Source organism: Streptomyces sp. NPDC041968 (assembly GCF_055589025.1).
Genome location: NZ_JBVJCB010000001.1, coordinates 106,783 through 131,652, shown reverse-complemented (window position 1 = coordinate 131,652; position 24,870 = coordinate 106,783). Strand labels below are relative to the sequence as shown.

At 73.3% G+C, this 24,870-nt stretch carries 22 protein-coding genes; 12 read left to right on the top strand and 10 right to left on the bottom strand.

Features of this window, described 5'->3' with window-relative positions; genetic code table 11:
• The first annotated feature begins 97 nt into the window (after positions 1-97).
• Together dapD and ACZ6EG_RS00620 are read left to right on the top strand one after the other, a co-directional pair.
• Positions 98-1,087, top strand: a complete 990-nt coding sequence (dapD, locus tag ACZ6EG_RS00625; protein WP_469600453.1) for a 2,3,4,5-tetrahydropyridine-2,6-dicarboxylate N-succinyltransferase — start codon at positions 98-100, stop codon at positions 1,085-1,087.
• Between the two features lie 315 nt (positions 1,088-1,402).
• Positions 1,403-1,633, top strand: a complete 231-nt coding sequence (locus ACZ6EG_RS00620) for a hypothetical protein (RefSeq protein ID WP_356607811.1) — start codon at positions 1,403-1,405, stop codon at positions 1,631-1,633.
• Here ACZ6EG_RS00620 and dapA read toward each other — a convergent pair.
• Positions 1,618-2,541, bottom strand: coding sequence for a 4-hydroxy-tetrahydrodipicolinate synthase (dapA, locus tag ACZ6EG_RS00615; RefSeq protein WP_391972575.1), 924 nt, complete (start codon positions 2,539-2,541; stop codon positions 1,618-1,620). The genes ACZ6EG_RS00620 and dapA overlap by 16 nt on opposite strands.
• Positions 2,542-2,695: 154 nt before the next feature.
• On the opposite strand from dapA, the gene ACZ6EG_RS00610 reads away from it, so the two are divergent.
• The 3 genes from ACZ6EG_RS00610 (at position 2,696) to ACZ6EG_RS00600 (ending at position 4,517) form a co-directional block, all read left to right on the top strand.
• Complete coding sequence (locus ACZ6EG_RS00610) at positions 2,696-3,115, top strand: phage holin family protein (RefSeq protein WP_391972574.1); 420 nt, start codon at positions 2,696-2,698, stop codon at positions 3,113-3,115.
• Positions 3,112-3,639 carry a DUF3618 domain-containing protein gene (locus tag ACZ6EG_RS00605; protein WP_391972573.1) on the top strand — a complete coding sequence of 176 codons (528 nt, stop codon included), beginning with the start codon at positions 3,112-3,114 and terminating at the stop codon, positions 3,637-3,639. Before ACZ6EG_RS00610 ends, ACZ6EG_RS00605 begins: the two co-directional genes overlap by 4 nt.
• A 173-nt stretch (positions 3,640-3,812) precedes the next feature.
• Positions 3,813-4,517: an antibiotic biosynthesis monooxygenase gene (locus ACZ6EG_RS00600; RefSeq protein ID WP_391972572.1), complete on the top strand. Its 705-nt coding sequence runs from the start codon at positions 3,813-3,815 to the stop codon at positions 4,515-4,517.
• A gap of 21 nt (positions 4,518-4,538) precedes the next feature.
• Here the strand turns inward: ACZ6EG_RS00600 and ACZ6EG_RS00595 are convergent, their stop codons facing one another.
• A complete protein-coding gene (locus ACZ6EG_RS00595; RefSeq protein ID WP_469600448.1) occupies positions 4,539-6,362 on the bottom strand; it encodes an endonuclease/exonuclease/phosphatase family protein in 1,824 nt (607 codons plus the stop codon).
• A 308-nt stretch (positions 6,363-6,670) separates the two neighbouring features.
• Here ACZ6EG_RS00595 and ACZ6EG_RS00590 point away from each other — a divergent pair, with 308 nt between their 5' ends.
• The 4 genes from ACZ6EG_RS00590 to ACZ6EG_RS00575 all read left to right on the top strand — a co-directional run bounded on the left by ACZ6EG_RS00590 (position 6,671) and on the right by ACZ6EG_RS00575 (position 12,536).
• Positions 6,671-8,098, top strand: a complete 1,428-nt coding sequence (locus tag ACZ6EG_RS00590) for a hypothetical protein (protein ID WP_391972570.1) — start codon at positions 6,671-6,673, stop codon at positions 8,096-8,098.
• Positions 8,099-8,382: 284 nt separating this feature from the next.
• Positions 8,383-9,843 carry an alkaline phosphatase PhoX gene (locus ACZ6EG_RS00585; RefSeq protein ID WP_469600443.1) on the top strand — a complete coding sequence of 487 codons (1,461 nt, stop codon included), beginning with the start codon at positions 8,383-8,385 and terminating at the stop codon, positions 9,841-9,843.
• Positions 9,844-10,321: 478 nt separating this feature from the next.
• Positions 10,322-11,905, top strand: a complete 1,584-nt coding sequence (locus ACZ6EG_RS00580) for a TROVE domain-containing protein (protein ID WP_469600440.1) — start codon at positions 10,322-10,324, stop codon at positions 11,903-11,905.
• A 64-nt stretch (positions 11,906-11,969) separates the two neighbouring features.
• Entirely contained in the window at positions 11,970-12,536 is a 567-nt protein-coding gene (locus ACZ6EG_RS00575; protein ID WP_391972567.1) for a TetR/AcrR family transcriptional regulator, read from the top strand.
• Positions 12,537-12,575: 39 nt separating this feature from the next.
• Here the strand turns inward: ACZ6EG_RS00575 and ACZ6EG_RS00570 are convergent, their stop codons facing one another.
• The 7 genes from ACZ6EG_RS00570 to ACZ6EG_RS00540 form a co-directional block, all read right to left on the bottom strand.
• Positions 12,576-13,793 (bottom strand): TerD family protein, encoded by a 1,218-nt coding sequence (locus tag ACZ6EG_RS00570; RefSeq protein ID WP_469601626.1) that lies wholly within the window; start codon positions 13,791-13,793, stop codon positions 12,576-12,578.
• A 322-nt stretch (positions 13,794-14,115) separates the two neighbouring features.
• Positions 14,116-15,105, bottom strand: coding sequence for a zinc-dependent alcohol dehydrogenase family protein (locus ACZ6EG_RS00565; protein WP_391972566.1), 990 nt, complete (start codon positions 15,103-15,105; stop codon positions 14,116-14,118).
• Positions 15,102-15,977 (bottom strand): carbohydrate ABC transporter permease, encoded by an 876-nt coding sequence (locus ACZ6EG_RS00560; RefSeq protein ID WP_391972565.1) that lies wholly within the window; start codon positions 15,975-15,977, stop codon positions 15,102-15,104. Before ACZ6EG_RS00560 ends, ACZ6EG_RS00565 begins: the two co-directional genes overlap by 4 nt.
• The gene (locus ACZ6EG_RS00555; protein ID WP_356607787.1) at positions 15,974-16,918 is read right to left on the bottom strand and encodes a carbohydrate ABC transporter permease; all 945 of its coding nucleotides are present in this window, start codon (positions 16,916-16,918) and stop codon (positions 15,974-15,976) included. The genes ACZ6EG_RS00560 and ACZ6EG_RS00555 overlap by 4 nt, the downstream gene beginning before the upstream one ends.
• Positions 16,915-18,285, bottom strand: coding sequence for an ABC transporter substrate-binding protein (locus tag ACZ6EG_RS00550; protein WP_391972564.1), 1,371 nt, complete (start codon positions 18,283-18,285; stop codon positions 16,915-16,917). The genes ACZ6EG_RS00555 and ACZ6EG_RS00550 overlap by 4 nt, the downstream gene beginning before the upstream one ends.
• An 86-nt stretch (positions 18,286-18,371) precedes the next feature.
• The gene (locus ACZ6EG_RS00545) at positions 18,372-19,142 is read right to left on the bottom strand and encodes a DeoR/GlpR family DNA-binding transcription regulator (RefSeq protein ID WP_383647676.1); all 771 of its coding nucleotides are present in this window, start codon (positions 19,140-19,142) and stop codon (positions 18,372-18,374) included.
• A 271-nt stretch (positions 19,143-19,413) separates the two neighbouring features.
• Complete coding sequence (locus ACZ6EG_RS00540) at positions 19,414-20,223, bottom strand: NAD-dependent epimerase/dehydratase family protein (protein ID WP_391972563.1); 810 nt, start codon at positions 20,221-20,223, stop codon at positions 19,414-19,416.
• A 214-nt stretch (positions 20,224-20,437) separates the two neighbouring features.
• Between ACZ6EG_RS00540 and ACZ6EG_RS00535 the strand changes: the two genes are divergently transcribed.
• On the top strand, positions 20,438-21,385 hold the full coding sequence (locus tag ACZ6EG_RS00535) for a 5-dehydro-4-deoxyglucarate dehydratase (RefSeq protein ID WP_469600433.1): 948 nt from the start codon (positions 20,438-20,440) through the stop codon (positions 21,383-21,385).
• Positions 21,382-22,560, top strand: a complete 1,179-nt coding sequence (locus ACZ6EG_RS00530) for a hypothetical protein (protein WP_469600431.1) — start codon at positions 21,382-21,384, stop codon at positions 22,558-22,560. The genes ACZ6EG_RS00535 and ACZ6EG_RS00530 overlap by 4 nt, the downstream gene beginning before the upstream one ends.
• A gap of 173 nt (positions 22,561-22,733) precedes the next feature.
• Here the strand turns inward: ACZ6EG_RS00530 and ACZ6EG_RS00525 are convergent, their stop codons facing one another.
• Entirely contained in the window at positions 22,734-23,993 is a 1,260-nt protein-coding gene (locus tag ACZ6EG_RS00525) for an MFS transporter (RefSeq protein WP_469600428.1), read from the bottom strand.
• A gap of 149 nt (positions 23,994-24,142) precedes the next feature.
• Between ACZ6EG_RS00525 and ACZ6EG_RS00520 the strand changes: the two genes are divergently transcribed.
• Complete coding sequence (locus ACZ6EG_RS00520) at positions 24,143-24,742, top strand: TIGR03086 family metal-binding protein (RefSeq protein WP_391972559.1); 600 nt, start codon at positions 24,143-24,145, stop codon at positions 24,740-24,742.
• Positions 24,743-24,870: the final 128 nt, after the last annotated feature.

Genomic DNA, 24,870 nt, shown 5'->3' with positions numbered 1-24,870 from the left:
CCGCAGGCCGGCGCCCGCACGCCCCGCGCCGCCCGGCACGCGAGACGGCCACGGGGTCGGCTCGCTTCCGCGGGCGGCGGCCGGTTAGGTTGCCCTCATGACCGACACGACTGCTCCCCGCACCACCGGCGCCGTGGCCGCCGGCCTCGCCACGATCGCCGCCGACGGCACCGTTCTCGACACCTGGTACCCGGCCCCCGAACTGTCCGCGCAGCCCGGACCGTCCGGCACCGAGCGCCTCACCGCCGAACAGGCCGCAGAGCTGCTCGGCGGCGGCGCCACCGCCGCGGTCGGTCCGGACGCCCGCCGGGGCGTCGAGGTGGTCGCGGTCCGCACGGTCATCTCCTCGCTGGACGAGAAGCCGGTCGACACGCACGACGTCTACCTGCGTCTGCACCTGCTCTCCCACCGCCTGGTCCAGCCGCACGGCCAGAACCTGGACGGCGTCTTCGCCCACCTCGCCAACGTCGCCTGGACCTCGCTCGGCCCGGTCGCCGTCGCCGACGTCGAGAAGGTCCGCCTCAACGCCCGCGCCGAGGGCCTGCACCTCCAGGTGACCTCGATCGACAAGTTCCCCCGCATGACGGACTACGTGGCCCCCAAGGGCGTCCGCATCGCCGACGCCGACCGCGTCCGCCTCGGCGCGCACCTCTCCGAGGGCACCACGGTCATGCACGAGGGCTTCGTCAACTTCAACGCCGGCACGCTCGGCACCTCGATGGTCGAGGGCCGCATCTCCGCCGGCGTCGTCGTGGGCGACGGCTCCGACATCGGCGGCGGCGCCTCCACGATGGGCACCCTCTCCGGCGGCGGCAACGTGCGCATCACCATCGGCGAGCGCTGTCTGGTCGGCGCCGAGGCGGGCGTCGGCATCGCGCTGGGCGACGAGTGCGTGGTCGAGGCCGGCCTCTACGTCACCGCGGGCACCCGGGTGACCATGCCCGACGGCCAGGTCGTCAAGGCCCGCGAACTGTCCGGCGCCTCCAACATCCTCTTCCGCCGCAACTCGGTCACCGGCACGGTCGAGGCCCGCCCGAACAACGCGGTGTGGGGCGGCCTGAACGACATCCTGCACAGCCACAACTGACCGGTCACGGCCGGTCCGTGACGGTCGAGTCGCCCCCGTGGCGGTGCCCTGCCGGGCCCGCCGCGGGGGCGTTCAGCGTTTCGGGGCCCGGGAGCGCTCGAGCAGCGCGGTGACGTGGGCCCGGCCGGCCGGGACCGGTGAGGCGGTGGGGCACGGACCTGGCCGGGTGGTGTCCCGGCAGCGGAACAGGAGCGCGTGCTTCGAGCGCCCCCCGCACGTACGGATGATCTCCCGTGTCCTCGGGGCGGTGTCGGCGGATGAACGGGTGGACGCAGGGTCCGATCAGAAGCCGATCCGACGAAACGAGGGCCTGGTATGACGAACGAGCGGTCGAGGACCGTGGCGCGCCTGCTGGCCGGGGCGGGCGCCGCGGTGCTGGTGTGCTGGGGGGCGGCGGGGGCCGCCCACGCCGACGAGACCACCACGGGCTCGCACAACGGGCCCCGGGTCGGCCTTCTCAACGTGCACGTGGGCCAGATCGACGACCCGGCGGAGGACGTGCTGGAGCACACGCTGCTGCTCGGGGACGGTTACACCTGGAGCTGACCGGTGGTGCCGACCAGCTCCTCGTAGACGGCGAGGAGCCGGTCGGTGGTCGGCCGGTCCGCGGGTCGCAGCGGGGCGCGGACCGGCCCCGCGGGCAGGCCGAGCGCGTCGAGGAGGGCCTTGGCGGTGACCGTGCCGGGCAGGCCCGCCGCCATGACGGACTCGACGAGAGGGATCGCCCGCCGCTGGAGCTGGGCGGCCCGCCCGGTGTCCCCCGCGTCGAAGGCGTCGAGGACGGCCCGGAACAGTTCGGGTACGACGTTCGCGACCGTGCTGACGTACCCTCTCGCCCCGATCGCGTACAGGGCGAGGACCTGCTCGTCGCACCCCGCGTAGTACGCCAGGTCGGTGCGGGACAGGACGCTCTGGGTGCCGAGGAGGTCGTAGGAGCAGTCCTTGACGGCGACGATCCGGGGGTGCCCGGCCAGGCGCACGAGGGTGTCGGGCTCGATGCGGGTGCCGGTGCGGCCCGGGATGTCGTAGAGCGCGAGCGGCAGCCCGCAGGAGTCCGCGACCTCCCGGAAGTGCTCCTCCAGGGCGTCCTGCGGGGGCCTGCTGTAGTACGGCGCCACCACCAGCAGGCCGTCCGCGCCCGCCTTCTCGGCGGCCCGGGCCAGCTCCACCGTGTGCCGGGTGTCCGCCGTGCCCACCCCGGCGACGAGCGCCGCGCGGTCCCCGACGGCCTCCCGCACCGCCGTGATCAGCGCCGTCTTCTCGGCGTCCGTGGTGGTCGGCGACTCGCCGGTGGTGCCGGACAGCACCAGTCCGTCGCAGCCCCGCGCCACCAGCCGGTCGGCGAGCCGTCGGGCGCCGTCGAGGTCGAGGGCGCCCGCCTCGGTGAAGGGGGTGACCATGGCGCACAGGCTGCGGCCGAAGGGGGGCGGGGCGGGGCGGTCGGCTGTCGTCATGGCAGTAGTCTCGGCGCGCGGATCGTGTAGCTCCACTTAATTCTGCTACGAGGTATCTCTAAGGAGCACTGCGCGGTCGGGCGGTCGAGAGGGAGAGGGTAGCGACGATCGGCGGGGGTACCCGGGTGGCTCCGAACCGAGAGGAGGCGGAACCGTGACCGGGACCATGCACACCAGGCCAGTGCACGACGAACACCACTCCGTGGGCGAACTCGTCGGTCAGGCCACCGAACAGCTCTCCCGGCTCGTGCGCCAGGAAGTGGCCCTCGCCAAGATGGAGCTGGCCGAGAAGGGCAAACGCGTCGGGCGTGGCGGCGGGATGCTGGGTGCCGCGGGCGCCATCGCGTACGTCGGTCTGATCGCCCTCGCCGGAACGGGTGTCGCCGCGCTCTCGCTGGTGCTGCCCGTCTGGGCCGCGGCGCTCATCGTGACGGCGGTGCTCTTCGTGATCGCGGGCGTGCTGGCCATGACCGGCCGCTCCCAGCTGCGCCGCGCCGCGCCGCCCAAGCCCGAGAAGACCCTCGGCAGCGTCAGGACCGACGTGGATGTGATCAGGGAAAGGGCGCATCGATGACCGACGCGACGAGCGGGGACGGCACCAGGGCCGGTTCCACCGCGCAGCCGACCGGCGGGGCCAAGGGGCCCGACGAACTGCGGAGGCAGATCGAGCAGACCCGCAGCGCACTCGGCGACACCGTGGAGGAGCTGGCGGGCAGGGCGGACGTGAAGGGCCGTGCCAAGGCCCGGGCCGCCGACCTCCGGGACAAGGCCGGCGCCATGACCGTTCAGCTGCGCAGTTCCGCCGCGCAGGCCGGGCACACCGTGCAGCACAAGGCGGGCCGCGCCGGCCACCGGGTGCAGCACAAGGCGAGCCGGGCCGGACACACGGCGCAGGAGAAGGCCGGGCAGGCCGGACAGGTCGTCCAGGACAAGGCGGGCCAGGCAGGGCACGCCGCGCAGCAGCGGGTGCCGGAACGGGCGCGCGGTGCCGTCCGGGCCGGGCTCGGACATCCCCGTGCGGTGCTGGTCGCCGGGGCGGCGGCCGGCGCGGTGGTCGTGGCGGGCGTACTGCGGCGCCGGCGTCGCGGGCACTGCTGACGGGCGTCACGGGGCACCGCTGCCGGCGTCACGACGAGGGGCCTCCCGGCCGGAGGCCCCTCGCGCATGTCGGCACCGGGAGGCGCTTGACCTCAACCTTGGTCGAGGTCGGAGGGTGGTGCCCGCACCCGGTGCGCACGCATCCGGGGCCCACCGACCACCGGAGACCGGCCATGACCCGCCGTACCGACGCCCACCCCGAACTCCTCCGGACCGACGTCCGGGCGCCCTTCTTCAGCACCTGGCGCGTGCGCACCCCTGAACGGCAGCGGCAGACCGTGGAGGCCATCGCCCGTACCTGGGAGAACCGCCCCTGGCCCGCCGAGGAACTGCGGGGTTACCACGTCTACACCGGTCACGACGGCAGCACCCTGCTGCACCACTCGCAGTGGACGAGCGAGGGGGCCTACGAGTCCTTCGTGAAGACCCACCGGCAGGAACGCGTCGACGAGATCGACACCGCCGTCCCGGGCATCGAGCGGCTGGGGCTCGGCCGGTACCGGCGGTACCGCAGCCTCACGCGGGACGGGGGCGCGGCGGCCGTCCCGGGCTGCGTCGTCATCGTCGACGTCGAGTTCGAGGGTCCCGACCCGAAGCGGCAGCGCGCCTGGGTCGACGCGGTCCTCGACGCCCTGGCGAGCGAGCCGGAGCCGCACCCCGGGGGCATCTCCGCCCACTTCCACCTCAGCACCGACGGCACCCGCGTCCTCAACTACGCGGAGTGGGAGAGCGCCCGGGCCCACATCGACGCCCTCGCCGCTCCCGGCGACGGCGTCGGCTCGGCGACCGCGCGGTGGGAGCGGGTGCAGCGCTGGCCGGGCCTCAGGAGCAGCACGGTCAACCGCTACGACCACGCCCTCGGCCTCGTGCCCCGCTGACCCGCCCCCACCGCAGGCCGGTCACGGACGGAAGCGCAGCACCTGCGGGTCGTGGTCGCTCACCTGGTCGTGGAACTCGGCGTTGACGTGCACGCTGTCGTACGACAGCCGCCCGGCCCACCGGACGGACGGGCTGACCAGGATCTGGTCCAGGACCTGGCTGTTGCCCTGGTAGACGTACGAGTAACGCTCGCCCGGCGGCAGCGACTTGACCGCCGACCACAGGGCGCCGCCGTCCTCCAGGATGCGGGTGGTCCGCGAGAACTCGAAGTCGTTGATGTCGCCGAGGGCGATGACGTCCGCGTTCTTCTGGACGGCGAGGACCTCCTTGACGAAGGTGTTCACGGCCGCCGCCTGGAGGTGGCGCTGGGTCTCCGAACCGCGGGACGGCGGCTGGTACTGGGCGGTCAGCCCCTGGTCGCCGCCCTTGGAGTTGAAGTGGTTGGCGACGACCACGACCGTCCGGCCGCGGAAGGCGAACTCGCCGGCCAGCGGCTTGCGGCTGTTCGCCCAGGCCGGGTTCGCCGGGTCGACGCGGCCGGGGGAGTGGGTGAGCGCCGCCCTGCCGCGCACCTTCGTCACCCCGGTCGGGGTGGTCGCGTCGCCGGCCCCACGGTCGGTGAAGGAGACCCGCTCCGGGTTGAACAGGAACGCCTGGCGGATGTTGCCGCCGGGCTCGCCGCCGTCCGCCTTGTCGACCGGGTCGATCCCGCGCCAGTCGTAGCGCGGGCCGCCGGCCGCGGCGATGGCGTCGATCAGCTTGCCGACCGTCGCGCCGGCGGTCACCGTGCCGTCGTCCGTGGCGCCGTTGTCGTCCTGGATCTCCTCCAGGGACACGATGTCCGGCGACTTCAGGTGCCGCACGATCGCTTCGGCGTGCGCGGCGAAGGTGTCGTCGGACGGGTCCAGGTTCTCGACGTTGTACGTCGCCACCGCCAGTTCGCGGCTGCTCTGCGCACGGGTCGACTCGCGCTCCAGACCCCCGCTCTCCAGGGCGCCGAGCTCGTTCGCGACCAGCGTGTAGCCGCCGTACTGGTTGTAGTCCAGCGGGCCCGCGGTGGTGCCGGCCAGGGTGTCGCCCACGTTGGCGTCGGGGAAGTCGGCCGGCTTGCCCAGCGACTGGATCTGGATCCGGCCGGTGTTCTGCGCGTCGTAGGAGCCGTACACCGTGCCGCCGCGGCGGTTGGCGTTCTCCCAGGGCTTCACCGTGACCCACAGCTCGGTGTACGGGTCGGTGGCGCCGACCACACGGGCGTCCGAGACCCGGACGGTCATGCCCTCCAGGGACTCGTACAGGTCCAGGGCGTACTTCGCCGGCCGCAGGGTCAGCCCGCCCACCGAGCCGCCCGCGTCCGCGTCGCCCTCGGGGGCGTACGCGCGCGGTACGGACCGGGCGGACACGGTCGTCGCGGCCGGGACCGGGTTGCCGCTGGAGACGACGGTGAACGTCGGGCGGGTGATCTCGGTCAGCGACTGGTTGCCGGAGGACGTGCCGCCGGGCACGTACTCCGTGACCGTGCCGGAGACCGTGACCGCGTCACCGACGGCGACCTTCGGGACGGAGTTGGTGAAGACGAAGACGCCCTCGCTGGTGGCCGGGTCGGCGTCCGGACTCGGATCCTGGATCCAGAAGCCCCGGGAACCGTAGCCGCGTACGCCGGTGACGATTCCGGCCACGTCCGTGACCTGCTTGCCCGCGTACGGCGACTGGCGGGTGCTGCCCTGGATGTCGTGGACGCGGACGGAGTCGGCGTGCGCGGGCGAGGTGAGTACGACGGTGGACGTCACCGAGCAGACGGCGGCTACGGTGAGCGCGGCGAGGCGCGCCGAGGACTTGCTGGCCAACGGAATCCCTCCGGGGACGTGACAGAGCGCCGGGACGAGGGTGGGACGTGGGGCGCGAGGGGTCACAGGGCACACGTGGGCCTGAGTGAACACTTGTCCCCCCGCCTTCTACGCGCGTCAATCTCCTGCCTGGCCAAGCCGGTTGTCAAGGTTTCGGCCATGTACTGCACCCGTCGGGGAGATGAACCGGGCGGCATGGGGCGAAACCCGTCTAGGCTGAGCGGCTGAGCCGTACGGCGCCCGGATGGCCGTACGGCCGTCGAGGCGCGGCCGCACGGCCGTCCAGGCGCGCGAGGAGAAAACAGGCGATGTCAGACAGCTCCACCCTGCCGCCCGCACGGTTGCGTCCCGAAGCCGAGCTGGCGGGCGACGCGCTGTCCACGCCGGTGCTCGCCCGGGCCGCGCGGCTGGCCCGTTGGGCCGGCCCGGACACCCGTGTCGACGCCGGGGGCGGGCTCGTCGAGGAGCAGTTGCCGGCGGCGGCCGAGGAACTGGGGCTGACCGGGGACGACGCCGCGGCCCACGCGAGCGAGGCCTGGCGGACCGCCGTGGACACCGGGCTCGTCGAGATCACCGACGAGGAGGCGGGCACCGTCACCCAGGGCGAGGACCTCGCCCTGCTCACCTCGGGCTCCCCGCAGGACGTGCTCGGGGTGTGGCTCACCGCCCTGGAGGGGGTGCTCGCCGACGCGAGCGTGCCCGACCTCGACGACCTGGTCGACGCGATGTCCGAGGGCGGCGAGGTCGACCTGTCGTCCCTCGACTGGGATCCGGAGGCCGAGGCCGAGTTCCTCGACGGGGTGCTCGGCAACCTCTACCTGCTCGCCGTCGGCGAGGACGGCCCGGGTGACACGCCGGTGCCGCTGCCCGCGCTGGCCGCCTCCGTCATCGTGCCCAGCGACATGGGTGAGCCCACCAACGACGTGCTGGAGCAAGTGTCCGACGCCATGATGCGGCTGGACGACCGGTTCCGGCTGCTGGAGCCCGTCGGCCTCGTCGCGTACCGGCCGGTCGACGAGGCGCTGATGGCCGACGCGGACGAGGAGCCCGCGGCGCCCGTCGACGACACCGACGTAGCCCGCTACGGCATGGTCCGGCTCACCCCGCTCGGACTGTACGGACTGCGCACCCGGCTGCTGGAGGCCGGCTTCGACGCGCCCGCCGTCGGCGACCTCTCCGACAAGGGCGCCGACGCGCTGCTCGACGGCACGGCCTCCTTCCCGCCGGCCGCGGCGCACGCCGAGACCGAGCTGTGGCTGGCCGGCCGCGGCCCGCTCACCGCGGCCCGTGAACTCCTCGCGGCGGCCCGGGGCTCCGACCCCGGCGCGCCCCTGCGCCGACTGCGCTGCCAGCAGGCGCTCGCGCTGGTCGGCACCGAGGCGGAGCCCGCGCTGCGGGAGGTCCTCGACGACGCCGAACTGGGTGGCCTGGCCCGGGTCTGGCTGACCGAGCACGGCGCCCGGGACGTGCCGGCCCCGCCGCCGGAGATGGTCTTCTGGCTGACCATCGACACCGTGGCCGCACAGCTCGCGGCCGAGGGCAACTCCGAGGAACTGCGCGCCCTGGTGGAGGGTCTGGCGCGGCAGCACAGCGGCTTCTTCGACACCGTCTGGCGGGTGGACCACCCGGCCACGCCGGACGTCCTGGAGGCGATGGGGCGGCTGCACCCCGACAAGAAGATCGCCAAGGAGGCCCGCAAGGCCGCCTTCAAGGCACGTTCCCAGCACGGCGGCTGACCGCGCGGGGTCCTGACGGAGAACTGCCCGCACAGGGCGGGCACCTCGGCACCGTGCGCGCCCTCCCGCTCCCGGCGGGTCATCTCCGGGCGGCCGCCCTGGCGCACTCCGGTGGGGTGTTCGCCGGGCACCGCGCGTTCCGGCGGCCGGCACCGGGAGAGGTCGCCCCCAGTTCAACTCTCGTTCAGGCACGGGCGGGCTCCCCGTTCAGGCGGAGGCGCGACCGTGACGCCGAACCGAGGTCCGCCACCCTCCACGGCACGTCCACCGTCACAGGAGACACCATGTCGCTCACCCGCAGGGACTTCGCCGGCCGATCCGCGCTCACCGGCGCCGGGGTCGTGCTGGCGGGCAGCGTCGGCGCCCTCGCCACCGCCCCGAACGCCCTCGCGTCCACCGACACCGAGCGCGCGGGGGAGGAGCACGGCGAAGGACACGGGCACGACAACGGCGTCGGCTACGGACCGCTGGTCCCCGACCCGGACGGCATCCTCGCCCTGCCCGAGGGCTTCCGCTACGAGATCGTCACCTACTGCGGCCGGACCAAGCTGGAGTCGGGCGAGTTCACGCCCTCCAACCATGACGGCACCGCCACCTTCGAGGGCCCGCGCGGCACCACCCTCCTCGTCAACAACCACGAACTCGGCGGACACCGCGACGACTGGCCGCACCCCGTCCCGCTCACCGAGGGCCTCGTCTACGACCCGGCCGCCGCCGGCGGCTGCACGGTCGTCGAGGTCCGCCGCGGCGGGCACGTCGCCGAATGGGTCGGCATCGCCGGCACGGCCACCAACTGCGCGGGCGGCAGCACCCCGTGGGGCACCTGGCTGACCTGCGAGGAGACCGAGGACAAGGCCGGCGAGGAGGGGATGACCAAGGACCACGGCTACGTCTTCGAGGTCGACCCCGAGGACCGCCGCGCCAACCGGGACCCGAAGCCGATCAAGGCGCTGGGCCGCTACGCCCACGAGGCCGTCGTCGTCGACCCCAGGCGCGGTCACCTCTACCTCACCGAGGACGCCTCCGGACCCAACGGCCTCCTCTACCGCTGGGCGCCGCCGGAGGGCTTCCGGCACGGCCGCGGCCGGCTGCGCACCCTCGCCGACGACGCCGGGGTCCTCCAGGCCTTCAAGTGCTTCGACTCCGGAGGCAAGTTCGTCGACGACCTCTCCCGCGCGACGAGGACCGGCACGGTCTACGGCGTCGACTGGGTCGACGTCCCCGACCGCGACGCCAGGACCACCTCCGTGCGCAAGCAGTTCACCGCCGGACAGGTCACCCGCGCCCGCAAACTGGAGGGCATGTGGTGGGCGGACGGCGGCGCCTACATCGTCTCCTCCTACGCCCGTGACGAGAGCCCCGGCCGACCGCACGACGGCCAGGTCTGGTTCTACGACCCCAAGCGCCGCACCCTCACCCTCAAGGTCCTCCTCGGCGTCAACGCCGACCCGTCGGCCGACGGCGCCTTCGACGGGCCGGACAACATCACCGTCTCCCCGTACGGCGGCCTCGTCATCGCCGAGGACGGCGACGGCGTCCAGCACCTGTTCGGTGCCACCGACAGCGGCCGCACGTACCCCATCGCGCGCAACGACCTCAACGTCGGATCGGAGGAGGAGCCCGAGTACAGCGAATTCACCGGCGTCACCTTCTCGCCCGACGGCAGGACCCTTTACGCCAACATCCAGGACCCGGGCATCATGCTGGCCATCACCGGGCCGTGGAAGCGGCAGAAGCGCCGTTAGTTAATTCGCTCGCCCGAGCGGTGGCCGCCCTTTTAGAGTGATGCACGTCCAGGTGCGAAGGCAGGACCTACTTCCACTGATAATGGGGCGGCCACGGGTTCGAGTCCCGTCACCGGCACCACGCGCCGGTGTAGCTCAGGGGTTGGAGCACCTTGTCGGTTCCGCCGACCTGAACTCTGGACACCCAGAACTTCCCGCACCTCCCGGTGCGCGGGCCGCGGCTACTTCGTTCTCATCGAAAAAGACGCCGCGGCCGAACAGATCTCGGGAGGCGCGACAGACGGTGGTGCCCGGTGCGCAGGCGGCGGATACTTCAGGATCGGATCCCGAAAGGGGTGCGGGTTCGAATCCCGTCGTCGGCTCCGGGCCGACGTGGTGGAAACGGAAGACACGTCCGACTTTCTCCGCCGCCGACCTCGACCTCGGGCACCCTCCTTCTGTCGCGCCTTCCACCGAAAAGAATTCGGGGGAATTCACGATGGCGCGTTTCAACACCAGGGCGGCGAAGGCGCAGCCCGCCTCGCGGGTGACGTCGACGGGGCGCGTACTGCGCACCTACGAGGGCGGCCGGGGCCGCGAGCGCGACCCGCGCTCGGAACTCTTCCTCCTGGCGGTCACCAACTTCGTGACCCAGCAGACGTTCTACGAGGCCGGTGCCGCCCGCGACGACCGCTTCACCGCGCTCGTGCGCGACCTCGCCGTCACCGACCCGTCCTGGACGGCCGGCCTGCTCGGCTGGCTGCGCGGCGAGGGCAACCTGCGCACCGCCTCGATCGTCGGAGCCGCCGAGTACGTCAAGGCACGCCTCGACGCCGGCGCCACCGACGGCCCCACGGGCCGGCAGGTCGTCGCCTCCGTCCTCCAGCGGCCCGACGAGCCCGGCGAGCTGCTCGCCTACTGGACGTCGAGGTACGGCCGTGCCGTGCCCAAGCCGGTCAAGCGGGGGATCGCCGACGCCGTACGGCGGCTCTACCACGGCAGGTCGCTGCTCAAGTACGACACCGCGTCCAGGGGTTACCGCTTCGGCGACGTCCTCAACCTGGTGCACGCGGCGCCGGACCCGGACAAGCCGTGGCAGGGCGAGCTGTTCCGGTACGCGCTGGACCGCCGGCACCACCCGGAGACCGCGGTGCCGCCCGCCTCGGACCACCTGCTGACCGCGCACCGCGAGCTGATGGCGCTGCCCGTCGGCCGGCGGCGAGCGCTCCTCACGGCGCCGGGCGGTGCCGAGCGGCTCGCGGCGGCGGGCATCACCTGGGAGATGCTGGCGGGCTGGCTCCAGGGGCCGATGGACAAGGCGGCCTGGGAGGCCGTGATCCCGTCCATGGGGGCGATGGCCTTGACCCGTAACCTGCGCAATTTCGACGAGGCCGGGGTCTCGGACGAGGTCGCGGCCCGGGTGGCGGCGCGGATCAGCGACCCGGAGCAGGTGGCGCGCTCGCGGCAGTTCCCGTTCCGCTACCTCGCCGCGTACCGGCACGCGCCCTCGCTGCGCTGGTCCTACCCGCTGGAGCAGGCGCTCGGCCACTCGCTGGCCAACGTGCCCGCGCTGCCCGGCCGGACGCTGGTCCTCGTGGACCGCTCGGGCTCGATGTTCTTCTCGCGGCTGTCGGACCGCTCGGAGCTCAACCGGGCCGACGCGGCGGCGGTCTTCGGTACGGCGCTCGCGCTGCGGGCGGCCGACGCGGACCTCGTCGAGTTCGGTACGTCGAGCAACCGCGTGGGGTACCGCAGGGGCGAGTCGGTGCTGAGGATTCTGGAGCGCTTCGGCGACCTGGGCGGCACCGACACGACCGAGGCGGTCCGGCGGCACTACCGGAAGCACGACCGGGTGCTGATCGTCACCGACGAGCAGTACGCGTACAACCGGCACGGCGACCCGACCGAGCAGGTTCCGGAGCGCGTCCCGGTCTACACCTGGAACCTCGCCGGACACCGGGCGGGCCACGGCCCGTCTGGCAGGGACAACCGGCACACCTTCGGCGGTCTGTCGGACGCCGCCTTCCGGATGGTTCCCCTGCTGGAGGCGGCCCGGGACGCCGACTGGCCCTGGGCGGCCTGAGCCGGCCGCGGACGCCGCGCGGTAGGGTGCGCCAAAGGTTGCCTGGTGGGCGGGGAGTGGCGGTATGGCGCAGGTCAGGCCCATGCGTGCGGACGCCCGGCGCAACCGTGAGCGACTGCTCGTGGTGGCGGCTCAGGCCTTCGCCGAGCACGGCGAGGGCGCCTCGCTGGACGACATCGCCCGGCGGGCCGGGGTCGGCGTCGGCACGCTGTACCGGCACTTCCCGACCCGGCGGGCGTTGCTGGAGGCCGCGTGCCTGGAGCGCATCGAGGCGATCGCGGCGCGTGCGGACGTGATCGCGGGAGAACTGCCGCCGGGCGAGGCGCTGGTCGCGTGGCTCGAGGAACTCGCCGCCGGGATGCTCCAGGTCCGGGGGCTCGGGGCGCTGCTGGGCACGGCCGTCGCGGAGGGCGGTCCGGCGGCGGACCGGGCCTGCGGCGACTGCCTGCGGGGCGCGGTGGCGCGGCTGGTCCGGGCGGCCCGGGACGAGGGCACGCTACGGGCGGACGTCGAGCCGATCGAGGTGCTGCGGCTGGTGCACGGGGTGGTGACGGCCGCCGAGTCGGCGGAGGCGGAGGGCGGGTCCGTGCGCCGGTACCTGTCGTTGGTGTGGGGCGGTCTCGGGGCGTAGGGGGCTCCCCGTGCCGGAAGCCTCCTACGCCCCGGTGACTCACAGGGCCTTGGCGGCCGGCTTGACCATGCCCCGGACGGTGCGGGACTTCACGAACTCGCCGATGGCGGTCATCTCCCACTCGCCGGAGTACTGGCGGATCAGCTTCGCCATCATCACGCCGGTCTGCGGCTCGGCGCCGGTGAGGTCGAAGCGGACCAGTTCCTCGCCGCTCGCGGCGTCGATGAGGCGGCAGTACGCCTTGGCGACCTCCGTGAACTTCTGGCCGGAGAACGAGTTGACCGTGAAGACCAGGCCGCTGACCTCCTGCGGCAGCCGGCCGAGGTCGACGACGATGACCTCGTCGTCACCGCCGCCCTCACCGGTCAGGTTGTCACCGGAGTGCTTGATCGCCCCGTTCACGATCGAGAGCTTCCCGAAGTAGCAGCTGTCGATGTGGTTGCGCTGCGGGCCGTAGGCGATGACCGACGCGTCCAGGTCGATGTCCTTGCCGCGGAACGCGGGCTCCCAGCCGAGGCCCATCTTGACCTGGCTGAGCACCGGGCGGCCGCCCTTGACGAGGGAGACGGTCTGGTTCTTCTGGAGGCTGACCCGGCCCTTGTCGAGGTTGATCTTGCCGGTGCCCGGGGCGGGGGCCGACGGTGCGGCCGGTGCCGCGGGCGGCGCGGCGGGCATCGTGGGCGCGGCGGCGGGCGGGGGCGGGGGAGTGGCCGCCTGCGACCGCGCCGGCTGGGCGGGTGCGGCGGGCTGGGCCGGGGCGGCCGGCTCCTCCACCGTCACACCGAAGTCGGTGGCGATGCCGGCCAGGCCGTTCGCGTAGCCCTGGCCGACCGCGCGGGCCTTCCAGGCGCCGTTGCGCAGGTAGACCTCCACGATCACCAGGGCGGTCTCGGTGCCGAGCTGCGGGGGCGTGAAGGTGGCGAGGACGGAGTTGTCGTCCGCGTTGCGGATGGTGGCGGTGGGCTCGATGCCCTGGAAGGACTGGCCGGCGGCGTCCGGGCTGGCGGTGACGACGATCTTCTCGATGCCCGGCGGGACGGCGGCCGTGTCGACCACGATCGCGTCCGGGGCGGAGCCGCCACCGGAGCGGTAGGTCACGCCCTGGCCGGTGGGCTGGTTGTAGAAGATGAAGTCGTCGTCGGAGCGCACCTTGCCGTCGGCGGTGAGCAGCAGGCCCGATACGTCGAGCCGCACGGGCGCGGCGACGTCCACCGTCACGCGGGCGGCGGAGAGGGGGATGTTCGAGCCGGGGGTCATAGCTGTCATGCCGGGTGAACGAGCGAGGGCGTTTTACCGTTCCCTTACCCGGGGGCCAATCGGGTGTGAGGGTGGTGGCGGGGTGGCTGTGGTGGGTGATGCGAACGGTGCCGGTTGATGTGGTGGTGTAGGCGAAGCCGTTCGGTCGGGGCGTGCGCGGATCGCTGAGAGGGGTGGGCGGGGTGCCCGGGGGTTTTCGCCCCCGCCGCCCCTTCCCTTCCCGTCCCCGGGGGCTGCCGCCCCCGGACCCCCGCTTCGGCCTGGACGGCCTCGTCCCTCGAACGCCGGACGGGCTGGGAGGGCCGGGCGGGGCGAGAACGTCTTACGGCACCACCACGATCTTCCTGCCCACCCCCGCCGCGAACTGCTCCAGGGCCTCGGGGTAGCGGTCCAGCGGGACACGGTCGCTGATGAAGACGTCGGGGTCCAGGACGCCGCCCGCGAAGAGTTCCGCCGCGCGTTCGTAGCTGTGCAGGACTGCCATCGAGCCGGTGATGGTGATCTCCTGGTTGTAGATCCGGTACGGGTCGATCCGCACCCGCGTCGCGTAGTCGGCGACGCCGAACTGGAGGAAGGTGCCGGCCTTGGCGACCCGGTCCAGGCCGTCCTGGATGGCCGCCGCGTTGCCGGTCGCGTCGATGACCAGGTCCCAGCCCTGGGGCCGGTCCAGTTCGTCGGGGGTCGCGGCGCTGCCCGAGACGCCGAGGCCGCGGGCGGTCTCCAGGCGGGCCGGGTTGAGGTCCACGACGTCCACGCTCGCCGCGCCGGTGCGTTTGGCCAGCTCCAGCATCATCAGGCCCATCGTGCCCGAGCCGTAGATCAGGACGTGGGCGCCGAGGCGGGACCGGAGGACATCGTAGCCGCGGACGGCGCAGGACAGGGGCTCGATCAGGGCGGCGTCCTGGGTGCGGACGTGCTCGGGGAGCTTCACGCAGTTCGCCACGGGGGCCACGGCGTACTGCGCCGCGCCGCCCGCCGTGGTGACACCGATGGCGGCCCAGCGTTCGCAGAGGTTGTTGTGGCCGGTGCGGCAGTAGCGGCACTCGTGGCAGTAGAGGGAGGGGTCGACCGCCACCCGGTCGCCGACCGCCACCTCGGTGACCTGGGTGCCGACGCCGACCACCTCGCCGGCGAACTCGTGACCCGGCACGATCGGGAGCTTGGGCGCGAACTCGCCCTGGAGGATGTGCAGGTCGGTGCCGCACAGGCCGCAGGCGGCGACCTCCACGACGACCTCGCGCGGCCCTGGCGTCGGGTCGGGGACCTCGGTGACGACGGCGCGGCCCACGGACTCGATGACGGCGGCCTTCATTTCACGGCTCCAAGCGACAGGCCCTGGACCAGTTTGTCCTGGGCGGCGAACCCCGCGGCGAGCACCGGCAGGGAGATGACGAGCGACGCGGCGCACACCTTGGCCAGGAAGAGGCCCTGGCTGGTGATGAAGCCGGTCAGGAAGACGGGGGCGGTCTCGGCGACCACGCCCGTCAGCACCCGGGCGAAGAGCAGTTCGTTCCAGCTGAAGATGAAGCAGATCAGCGAGGTCGCGGCGATGCCGGGCAGGGCGATCGGGGCGACCACCCTGGCCAGGATCGTCGGCAGTCTCGCGCCGTCCACCCGGGCCGCCTCGATGATCGCGACCGGGACCTCGGCCAGGAAGGACTGCATCATCCAGACCGCGATCGGCAGGTTCATGGAGGTGTAGAGGACGACCAGCAGCCAGATGTTGTCCAGCAGGCCGGTGTTCTTGGCGAACAGGTAGATCGGCAGCAGGCCGGCCACCACCGGCAGCATCTTGGTGGAGAGGAAGAAGAACAGGACGTCCGTCCACTTCTTCACCGGACGGATGGAGAGGGCGTACGCGGCGGGCAGGGCCAGGACCAGGACCAGGAGGGTCGAGGCGATCGACGCCACGGCCGAGTTGGCCAGCGCCGGCCAGGGGCTCGCGCCGCCGCCCGCGCCGAAGAACTCGCGGTAGCCGTCCAGGGTCAGGGAGGCGGCGAAGGACGGCGGGTTGGTGGCGGCGTCCTGCTCCGAGTGGAAGGAGGTGAGCGCCATCCACGCGATGGGCAGGAAGAAGACGATCCCGGCCAGCCAGGCCACCAGGCCCAGCCCGGCACCGGCCTTGCGGCGGGTCCGTCCGGTCCCGGTGCGTACGGCGGCGGGTCGTGCGACGGTGGCGCTCATGAGCGGCCGGCCTCCTCGCGGAACAGGGACGACACCACGCGCAGCGCGAAGGTCGCGATGATGATCGAGCCGATGACGACCAGGACGCCGGCGGCCGACGCGAGGCCGTTCTCGTGGGCCTGGTAGAAGCTCTGGTAGACGGTGTAGGGCAGGTTGGCCGTGCCCAGGCCGCCGGAGGTGAGGGTGAAGACCGCGTCGAAGTTCTGGACGATGTAGATCGAGCCGAGCAGGGCGCCCAGTTCCAGGTAGCGCCGCAGGTGAGGGAGGGTGAGGTGGACGAAGATCTGCCAGTCGCTCGCGCCGTCCACCCGGGCGGCCTCGATCTGCTGCTGGTCCCGGCTCTGCAGCCCGGCCAGCAGGATCAGCATCATGAAGGGCGTCCACTGCCACACCAGCGCGGCCTCGACGGCGAGCAGCGGGGTGTTGGAGATCCAGTCCGGCTGCGGGCCGCCGACGTAGTGCAACAGGCCGTTCAGCAGGCCGTACTCGGGGTTGTAGAGGACGTGCTTCCACAGCAGGGCCGCCGCCACCGGGACCACCAGGAACGGGGCGATGAGCAGGGTGCGGACCACGCCGCGGCCCTTGAACCTGCGGTCCAGCAGCAGGGCGAGGGCGAGGCCCAGGACCAGGCTGGCCAGGACCACCGCCACCGTCAGCAGGATCGTCGTCCACACCGACCCGCGCAGGTCGGCGTCGCCGAGGACGTCGCCGTAGTTGGCGAGGCCGGTGAAGCGGCGGGCGTCCGGGTAGAGGGAGTTCCAGTCGAAGAAGGAGATCACCAGGGTCGCCACGAAGGGCAGCTGGGTGACCGCGATCATGAAGATCAGGGCGGGCAGGAGCGGCGCGCGGGTGGCCCAGGCCCTCAGCCGTGGGGACGGCCGGCGGACGGGGGTGCGGACCTGGTCGGGTGCGGCCGAGGGGGCCGTGGTCGTGGCGGTCATCGTCCCTCGTACTCCTCGGAGATCTTCTCGGCGAGCTGCTGGGACTTCTCCAGGGCCTCCTCGACGGACTGCCGTCCGGCGATGGCCGCGCTGATCTCCTGGGAGACCTTGGTGCCGAGGTCGGTGAACTCGGGGATGCCGACGAACTGGATGCCGGGCGCGGGGCGCGGCTGGACCCCGGGGTCCCTGGGCTTCGCGCCCTCGATGGCCTCCCGGGTCATCTCCTGGAAGGCGGCGGCCTCCTTGCGGTAGGCCGGGTTCTCGTACGTCGAGGCGCGTTTGCCGGCCGGCACGTTGGACCAGCCGACCTCGTCGCCGACGAGCTGCTCGTACTCCTTGCTCGACGCCCAGGAGACGAACTTCCAGGCCTTGTCGGTGTTGCGGGAGGCCTTCTGGATGCCCCACGCCCAGGTGTAGAGCCAGCCGGAGGTGTCGGTCTTCTCCACGGGGGCCGGGGCGTAGCCGACCTTGCCCTTGACCGGCGATTCGGCGGCGTCCAGGGAGCCGGCGGCGGAGGTGGCGTCGTACCACATGGCGACCTTGCCCTGGGTCATGTTGTTGAGGCACTCGGCGAAGCCGGACTGGGCGGCGCCCGACTGGCCGTGCTCGCGGACGAGGTCGACGTAGAACTTCGTCGCCTTCTCCCATTCGGGCGAGTCGAGCCGCGCCTGCCAGTCCTGGTCGAACCAGGTGCCGCCGAAGGTGTTCACGACCGTCGTCAGGGGCGCCATCAGCTCGCCCCAGCCGGGCAGGCCGCGCAGGCAGATGCCCTTCATGCCGGGCTCGGAGCCGTCGAGTTGCTCGGCGAAGGAGGCCACCTGGGTCCAGGTGGGGTGCTCGGGCATGGTCAGGCCCGCCTCGGCGAACAGGTCCTTGCGGTACATCAGGAAGGACGACTCGCCGTAGAAGGGCTGGCCGTAGAGCTTGCCGTCGTCGCCGGTGAGGGACTCGCGCATCGGCCCGAGGACGTCCTTCTCGTCGTACGCCGGGTCCTTGGCGACGTAGGAGTCCATCTCGTGCAGCCAGTCGTTGCGGGCGTAGATGGGTATCTCGTAGTTGGAGAGGGTGGCGGCGTCGTACTGGCCGGCCTGGTTGGCGAAGTCCTGGCTGATCTTGTCGCGGACGTCGTTCTCCGGCAGGACGGTGAAGTTCACCTTGATGCCGGTCTCCGCGGTGAAGTGGTCCGCGGTGAGCTTCTGCAACTCGACCATCTGCGGGTTGTTGACCATCAGGACGTTGATGGCGTCGCCGCCCGATCCCGCCCCGCCCGCTCCGACCCAGCAGCCGGAGAGCAGCGGGGCGAGCAGCGTCCCTGCGGCGGCCGTGGCGAGCGTGGCTCGCGGCCTCCGTCGGCTCTGGGTTCGCATGGATCGCTCCTGAACATATGGGGAGGTATGGGGCAGAGGGGAGGGTGTGGGTGCCCGGTGGGGACGAGGGCGGACGGATCCGGTCGTCAGACGCGGACGACCTGCGGCCCGAGCAGTGAGTAGCGGTGGGCCTCGGCCGTGGGGAGCAGGGTGCTGGTGACGATCGCGTCCAGGGCGCCGACGTCCGCGAAGCGGCAGAAGCTGACCGCCCCGAACTTGGTGTGCGTGCCCGCGAACACGGTGCGGCGGGCGGCGCGGATCGCCTGTGCCTTGACCTCGCTGACCGCCGGGTCGGGGGTGGTGAGGCCGTGTTCGCGGGAGATGCCGTTGGCGCCGATGTACGCCAGGTCGATGACGAAGCCGGCCAGCATCTTCGTCGTCCAGTGGTCGACGGTGGCCAGCGTGCCCGGGCGGACCCGCCCGCCGAGCAGCAGGACGGAGGTGTCGCCGGCCTCGGCGAGGGCGCCGGCGACCGGCAGGGACGCGGTGACCACGGTCAGCGGCCGGTCCCGGGGCAGGGCCTCGGCGATGAGCTGCGGGGTGAAGCCCTCGTCGACGAAGACCGTCTCCGCGTCGCCGAGCAGCTCGGCCGCGGCGGCGGCCACCCGGCGCTTCTCGGGCACGTGGCTGGTGGCGCGGAAGGCGAGCGTGGTCTCGAAGCCGGCGCTCTCCACGGGGTAGGCGCCGCCGTGGGTGCGGCGGACCAGGCCGTGGTCCTCCAGGGCGCGCAGGTCCCGTCGTACGGTCTCCTTCGCGACGCCCAGGTCGGCCGCGAGCGCAGTGACGTCGACCGAGCCGGTGGCGCGGGCGATCCGCACGATCTCGCGCTGGCGTTCCTCCGCCGTCCTCGTGCCCATGCCGAACACCTGCCTCACCGCCTCGTCACCGTGTTCCTGCCCGTTCGGGCCCGTCGGACCCATGGGGGAATTTCTACAGCGGCGGTGCGGCACTGACCAGGCCTGTTGCGGGCCCGATGCTGCCCGATCGTGCCCGCTTCGGTCATCGGGTGCCCGCCGCGGACCTGGCACGCGACGGCTCGGGGAGTGGGAACGGGCGGCGTCGATGCCCGTATGCGGAGGCGGGCGGGCCCGTTCGGTGCCCGCCCGCCTCGTGATCGACCGGTTCCGGTCAGTGCGGCCAGATCGGGGGGTCGGTCACGAAGTGGCCGCCCAGGCGGGCGTGCGCCGGCTCGTCCGGGTCGAGATCCCCCTGCTCGGCGATGAGCTTGGCGGCGAACGGCTCGGAGTCGTCCTGCGGCGCGTAGCCGAGCGCCCGCGCGGAGGTGAGGTCCCACCACAGGCGGGTGTTGGCCGACGAGCCGTACACGACGCTGTGCCCGACGCCCTCGGCGGTCAGGGCGGCGTGGAAGAGGCGGGCGCCGTCGCCGGGGCTCATCCACACCGAGAGCATGCGCACACTGGTCGGCTCGGGGAAGCAGGAGCCGATGCGGACGGAGACGGTCTCGATCCCGTGCTTGTCCCAGTAGAACTGGGCGAGGTCCTCGCCGAAGGACTTGGACAGGCCGTAGAAGGTGTCCGGGCGGCGCGGGGTCTCGACGGGGATGAGCGGGTCGTCCCCGCGGGGGCGCGGGGTGTAGCCGACGGCGTGGTTGGAGGAGGCGAAGACGATGCGGTCGACGCCCTCCTCGCGGGCGGCCTCGTAGAGGTGGTGGGTGCCCTCGATGTTGGCCTTCAGGATCTTCTCGAAGGGGGCTTCCAGGGAGATGCCCGCGAGGTGGATGATCGCGTCGACGCCCCGGACCGCCTCCCGCAGGGCCGCCCGGTCGGCGAGATCGGCGACGATCGCGTCCGGCTCGCCCTCGATCGGGCGCAGGTCGAGCAGGCGCAGCTCGTAGCCGAAGGCGGGGAGCAGGTTCCGCATCAGGGTGCCGAGGCCGCCGGCGGCGCCGGTGAGCAGAACGGTGCGGGGAGCGGGCATCCTCGGGGCTCCTAGGTCTCCTGTGGTGCTCCTGGACCGTCGGCCGTACGCATGAGCGGCAGACGTTCATATGCGTGGACACGCTAAGGAACCCGTGGTCAGCCGTCAAGGGCTGGCCTCCTTGACGCTGTTGGTGAGGCGGCTTAGCGTGGGCGCGTTCAGAAATATGGACGCAGATCATGAATATGACGCAGATTTTGAATGGGGAGCGCCCGTGACCTCAGCCCCTCTCGCCACCCGGCTCACCGCCCCGGGCGGACCGCTGTTCTTTCCCGTCACGGCGTACGGACCCGGCGGCGAGGTCGACCTCGACGTCTTCCGCACGCACGTGCGCCGCGGGGTCGAGGCCGGGGCGTCGGCCGTCTTCGCCTGCTGCGGCACCGGGGAGTTCCACGCGCTGACGCCCGAGGAGTTCCAGGCCTGCGTCCGGGCGGCCGTCGAGGAGACCGCGGGGCGGGTGCCGGTCCTCGCGGGCGCGGGCTACGGCACCGCCCTCGCCGTGCGCTGGGCCCGCCTCGCCGAGGAGGCGGGCGCCGACGGGCTGCTCGCCATGCCGCCGTACCTGGTGCTCGCCGGGCAAGAGGGGCTGCTGCGGCACTACCGCGAGGTGGCCGCGGCGACCTCCCTGCCGGTGATCGTCTACCAGCGCGACAACGCCGTCTTCACCCCCGGGAGCGTGGTCGAACTGGCCCGCACGGAGGGGATCGTCGGCCTCAAGGACGGCCTCGGCGACCTCGACCTCATGCAGCGGGTGGTCAGCGCCGTGCGCACCGAGGTGCCCGGCGACTTCCTCTACTTCAACGGGCTGCCGACCGCCGAGCAGACCCAGCTCGCCTACCGCGCGCTCGGCGTCACCCTCTACTCGTCCGCCGTGTTCTGCTTCGCCCCCGAGATCGCCCTCGCCTTCCACCGGGCGCTCGGCTCGGGCGACGAGGCCCTCGCGCACCGCCTGCTGGACGGCTTCTACCGGCCGTTCGTCGAACTCCGCGCCCAGGGCCGCGGGTACGCCGTCGCGCTGGTCAAGGCCGGCGTCCGGCTGCGCGGCCTGGACGTGGGGGAGGTGCGGCCGCCCCTCCAGGCACCGGCCGAGGACCACCTGAAACAGCTCGCCGCGGTGATCGAGCGGGGCTACGCGCTGCTCGACGGCGAGGAGACCCGGTGAAGACGTCGGCCTTCCTCTACCCCTGGGACGTCAACGGCGACCCGGACGCCGCCGCGCGCGTCGCGGGGACCGGCGTGGCACAGGCGACGCTCGCCGCCGCCTACCACTCCACCCGCGCCCTCACCCCCCGCCACCCGCGCCACCGCGTCGTCACCGCCGAGTACGCCGCCGTCCTCTACCCGCCGGACACCGCCCGCTGGGAGGGCCGCGAACCGCGCCCCTACGAGGCCGGCGACTGGGCGCCCGGCGACGCGTACGGCGAGGCCGCCGCCGCGCTCGCGGACGCGGGTCTGGAGGTGCACACCTGGGTCGTCCTCGCCCACAACTCCCGCCTCGGCGCCGAGCGGCCGCACACCTCGGTCGTCAACGCCTACGGCGACCGCTACCCGTGGGCGCCCTGCATCGCGCAGCCCGCCACGCGTGCGTACCTCACCGACCTGGCCGCCGAGGCCGCGGTACGGCCGGGAGCGCGGGGGACCGAACTGGAGTCCCTCGGCTGGTACGGGCTCGCCCACCTGCACGCCCACGACAAGACCGGCGGGGTCGGCCTCGGGGACGCCGGGCAGTACCTGATGTCGCTGTGCTTCTGCCCGCACTGCCGGGAGGGGTACGGGGACCAGGGCGTCGACGCCGACACGCTGGCCGCCGGGGTGCGGGCCGCGCTGGAGCCGGTGTGGCGGGGGACGGCGCCGTCGGACGGCGGCTGGGCGGGCGTGGAGAAGCTCCTCGGCGAGGCACCGGCGAACGCCACGCGCGCGTGGCGGGACGGGACCGCCCGCACCCTCCAGGAGGCCGCGGTCACGGCCGTGCGCGCCACCGCGCCCGACGACTTCCAGGTCCTGCTGCACGCCGACCCGGTGTCGTACCACTGCGGCGCCAACGCCGGCGTCGACCCCGCGCACATCCTCTCCGTGGCGGACGGGGTCGTCGTGCCCTGCACGGGCGGCGCGGGCCTGCTGACGCCGTTCGCCGAGCAGGGCCGCGCCGGAGCCGTCCTCGCCGCCAACCTCACCGTCGTCTCCGGTATGGGCGGCCGCCCGGACACCCTCGCCGAGGACGCGGCACGCGCGCGCGAACGGGGCGCGACGGAGCTGCGGCTGTACCACGCGGGGCTGGCGTCGGACGCGGATCTGGAGGCGGTGCGGTCGGGACTGGCGGGGCTGGCGGGGCGGTGAGCGGGGCGCCGGGCGGCGCGGGCCGGCCCCGACGGGGCGACGCGGGCGGAGGCGGCCGTGCCCTTCCGCGGGGCGGGACGGGGTGCACCGGGCGCAAGGGTGCGGCGGTGAGTGGACGGCGTCCGTTCGGGTCGAGGTCGGTGACCGTGCTCTGCCGCACGGCGTTGTGCGGCTCAGGTGGGCTCGGTGGCCGGGGGTGACCCGGGGGCGTCGGTGGGGGCCGGTCGTCGGGCGAGCGGCAGCGCCGCCGCCGGGAGCGCCGCTCCGAGGACGAGGAGCAGCACGGGAAGGTCGACCAGCTCCACCAGCACCGCCCCCGCCGCCAGTCCGAACACGTTGGGCACGAAGATCAGGGAGTTGGCCGTGGCCGTGACCCGGCCCATCAGCTCCCCCGGCGTCGCGCGCTGCACCGCGGTCAGGGCGGCGATGAGCACGGCCGGCATCCCCGCCCCGGCCGCGGCGCAGGACGCCATGGCCACCGCGTCGTACGGCACCGCCCGCACCGCCAGCGCCACCGCCAGCAGCGCGATCCCGGCCGCCGCGAACCGCCGTTCGCCCAGACGCCGCAGCGCCGGCCCCGCCACCACCCCGATCAGCAGCGAGCCGGCGCCCTGGGCGGCGTACAGCACACCGGCGTAGGCGGGGGAGTGGCCCAGGGCGTCGACCACGGCGTACACCGTCGGTCCGCCGACGCCCGCGCAGAGCATCATGGCGCCGCCCGCGAGGACGAGCGGGCGCAGCCGCGGGTGGCCCCACAGGTACCGGGCGCCCTCCGCCGTCCGCCGCCGCCAGTCGGTCGCGGGCCGCCGAGGTCTCCCCTCCTCGACCCGCAGGGCCGCGCACACGCCCGCGGCCAGCACGAACGTCAGCGCGTCCAGCGCCACCACGCCCGTGCCGCCGAGCGCCGCGTACACGGCCGCCCCCACCGGTGGCGCCACGAGCTTCATCCCCTCGCCCGCGGTCATGCGCAGCCCGTTGAAGTCGCCGAGCAGACGCCGGTCGACGGCCGTGGCGACGAGCGCCGACTCGGCCGCGTCGTGGACGACGCCGACCGCGCCGTAGACGAACAGCACCGCGAACAGCAGCCACACCGCGTCCGGCGAGTCCACGGCGAACAGGGCGGGCAGAAGGGCGGCCATCAGCAGGTTCAGGGTGATCAGCAGGGGCTTGTGGCGGACGCGGTCGGCAAGCGTGCCCAGCGCCAGTCCCGCCAGGGTCGGCGCCCACATCGCGAGCATGCACAGCGCCGCCAGTCCGTCCGAGCCGGTGAGGTCCTTGACCCAGACACCGGACACCAGCCACAGCGCGGAGGTGCCGAAGCCGGACACCACCAGCCCGGTGAGGTACAGGCCCGCGTTGCGGTCGCGCAGGACGCGGACCACGGGCCAGGTCCCGGGCGTCGTCTTCCTCTTGCGTGTCGTCCTTGCCGTCATGCCTGGTCATCGTGGTCCTGAGGGGCGGGCCCGGACATCGGGCACATGACCTGGGACGAGCCCCGGGAGCCGATGAGTTTCGCGGCCGGGATCGGTCTGTCTCCTCAGAGGGCCGCCCGGAGACGGCCCGCGTCCCCGAGGAGCAGCAGATGACCGACGGCACCCCCACCCTCGACCTCACCCCGCAGACCCTGGTGCTCGCCCGCCTCGCCGAGGGCGTGTCCGAGGGGCGGCTCGACGGCCCGACCCCGTGCCCGGACCTGGCGGTCCGCCACCTGCTCGGCCACCTGACCGGTCTGGCCACCGCCTTCCGCGACGCCGCGCGCAAGGACCTGGGCGGCACCACCGACACCGACCCCGGAGCGGCCGTGGCGGAGATCGGCCCCGGCTGGCGCGAGGAACTGGGCAAGGCGCTCGCCGAACTCGCCGAGGCGTGGCGCGCACCGGACGCCTGGACCGGCATGACCCGGGCCGGCGGCATCGACCTGCCCGGCGAGGTCGCCGGCGCGGTGGCCGCCGACGAGCTGGTGATCCACGGCTGGGACCTGGCCCGCGCGACCGGCCAGGAGTACCGGCCCGACCCGGCCGCCCTCCAGGCGTCGTACGGCCTGCTCGCGGCCGCGGCCGAGGAGGCCGGCCGGGACACCGGCATGTTCGGCCCCGTCGTCCCCGTCCCCGCCGACGCCCCGCTCCTGGACCGGGCGGTGGGGCTCAGCGGGCGCGACCCGGGCTGGACGCGGCCCGCCTGACGACGACGTACCGCCCTCGCCCCCCGACGACGTACCGCCCCCAACTTCCTTTGTCAGAAGCATTGACGTGGCTCCGCGCCCCTCTTACCTTCAACGCGTCGTACTCCGTACGTCATATATGAGACGCG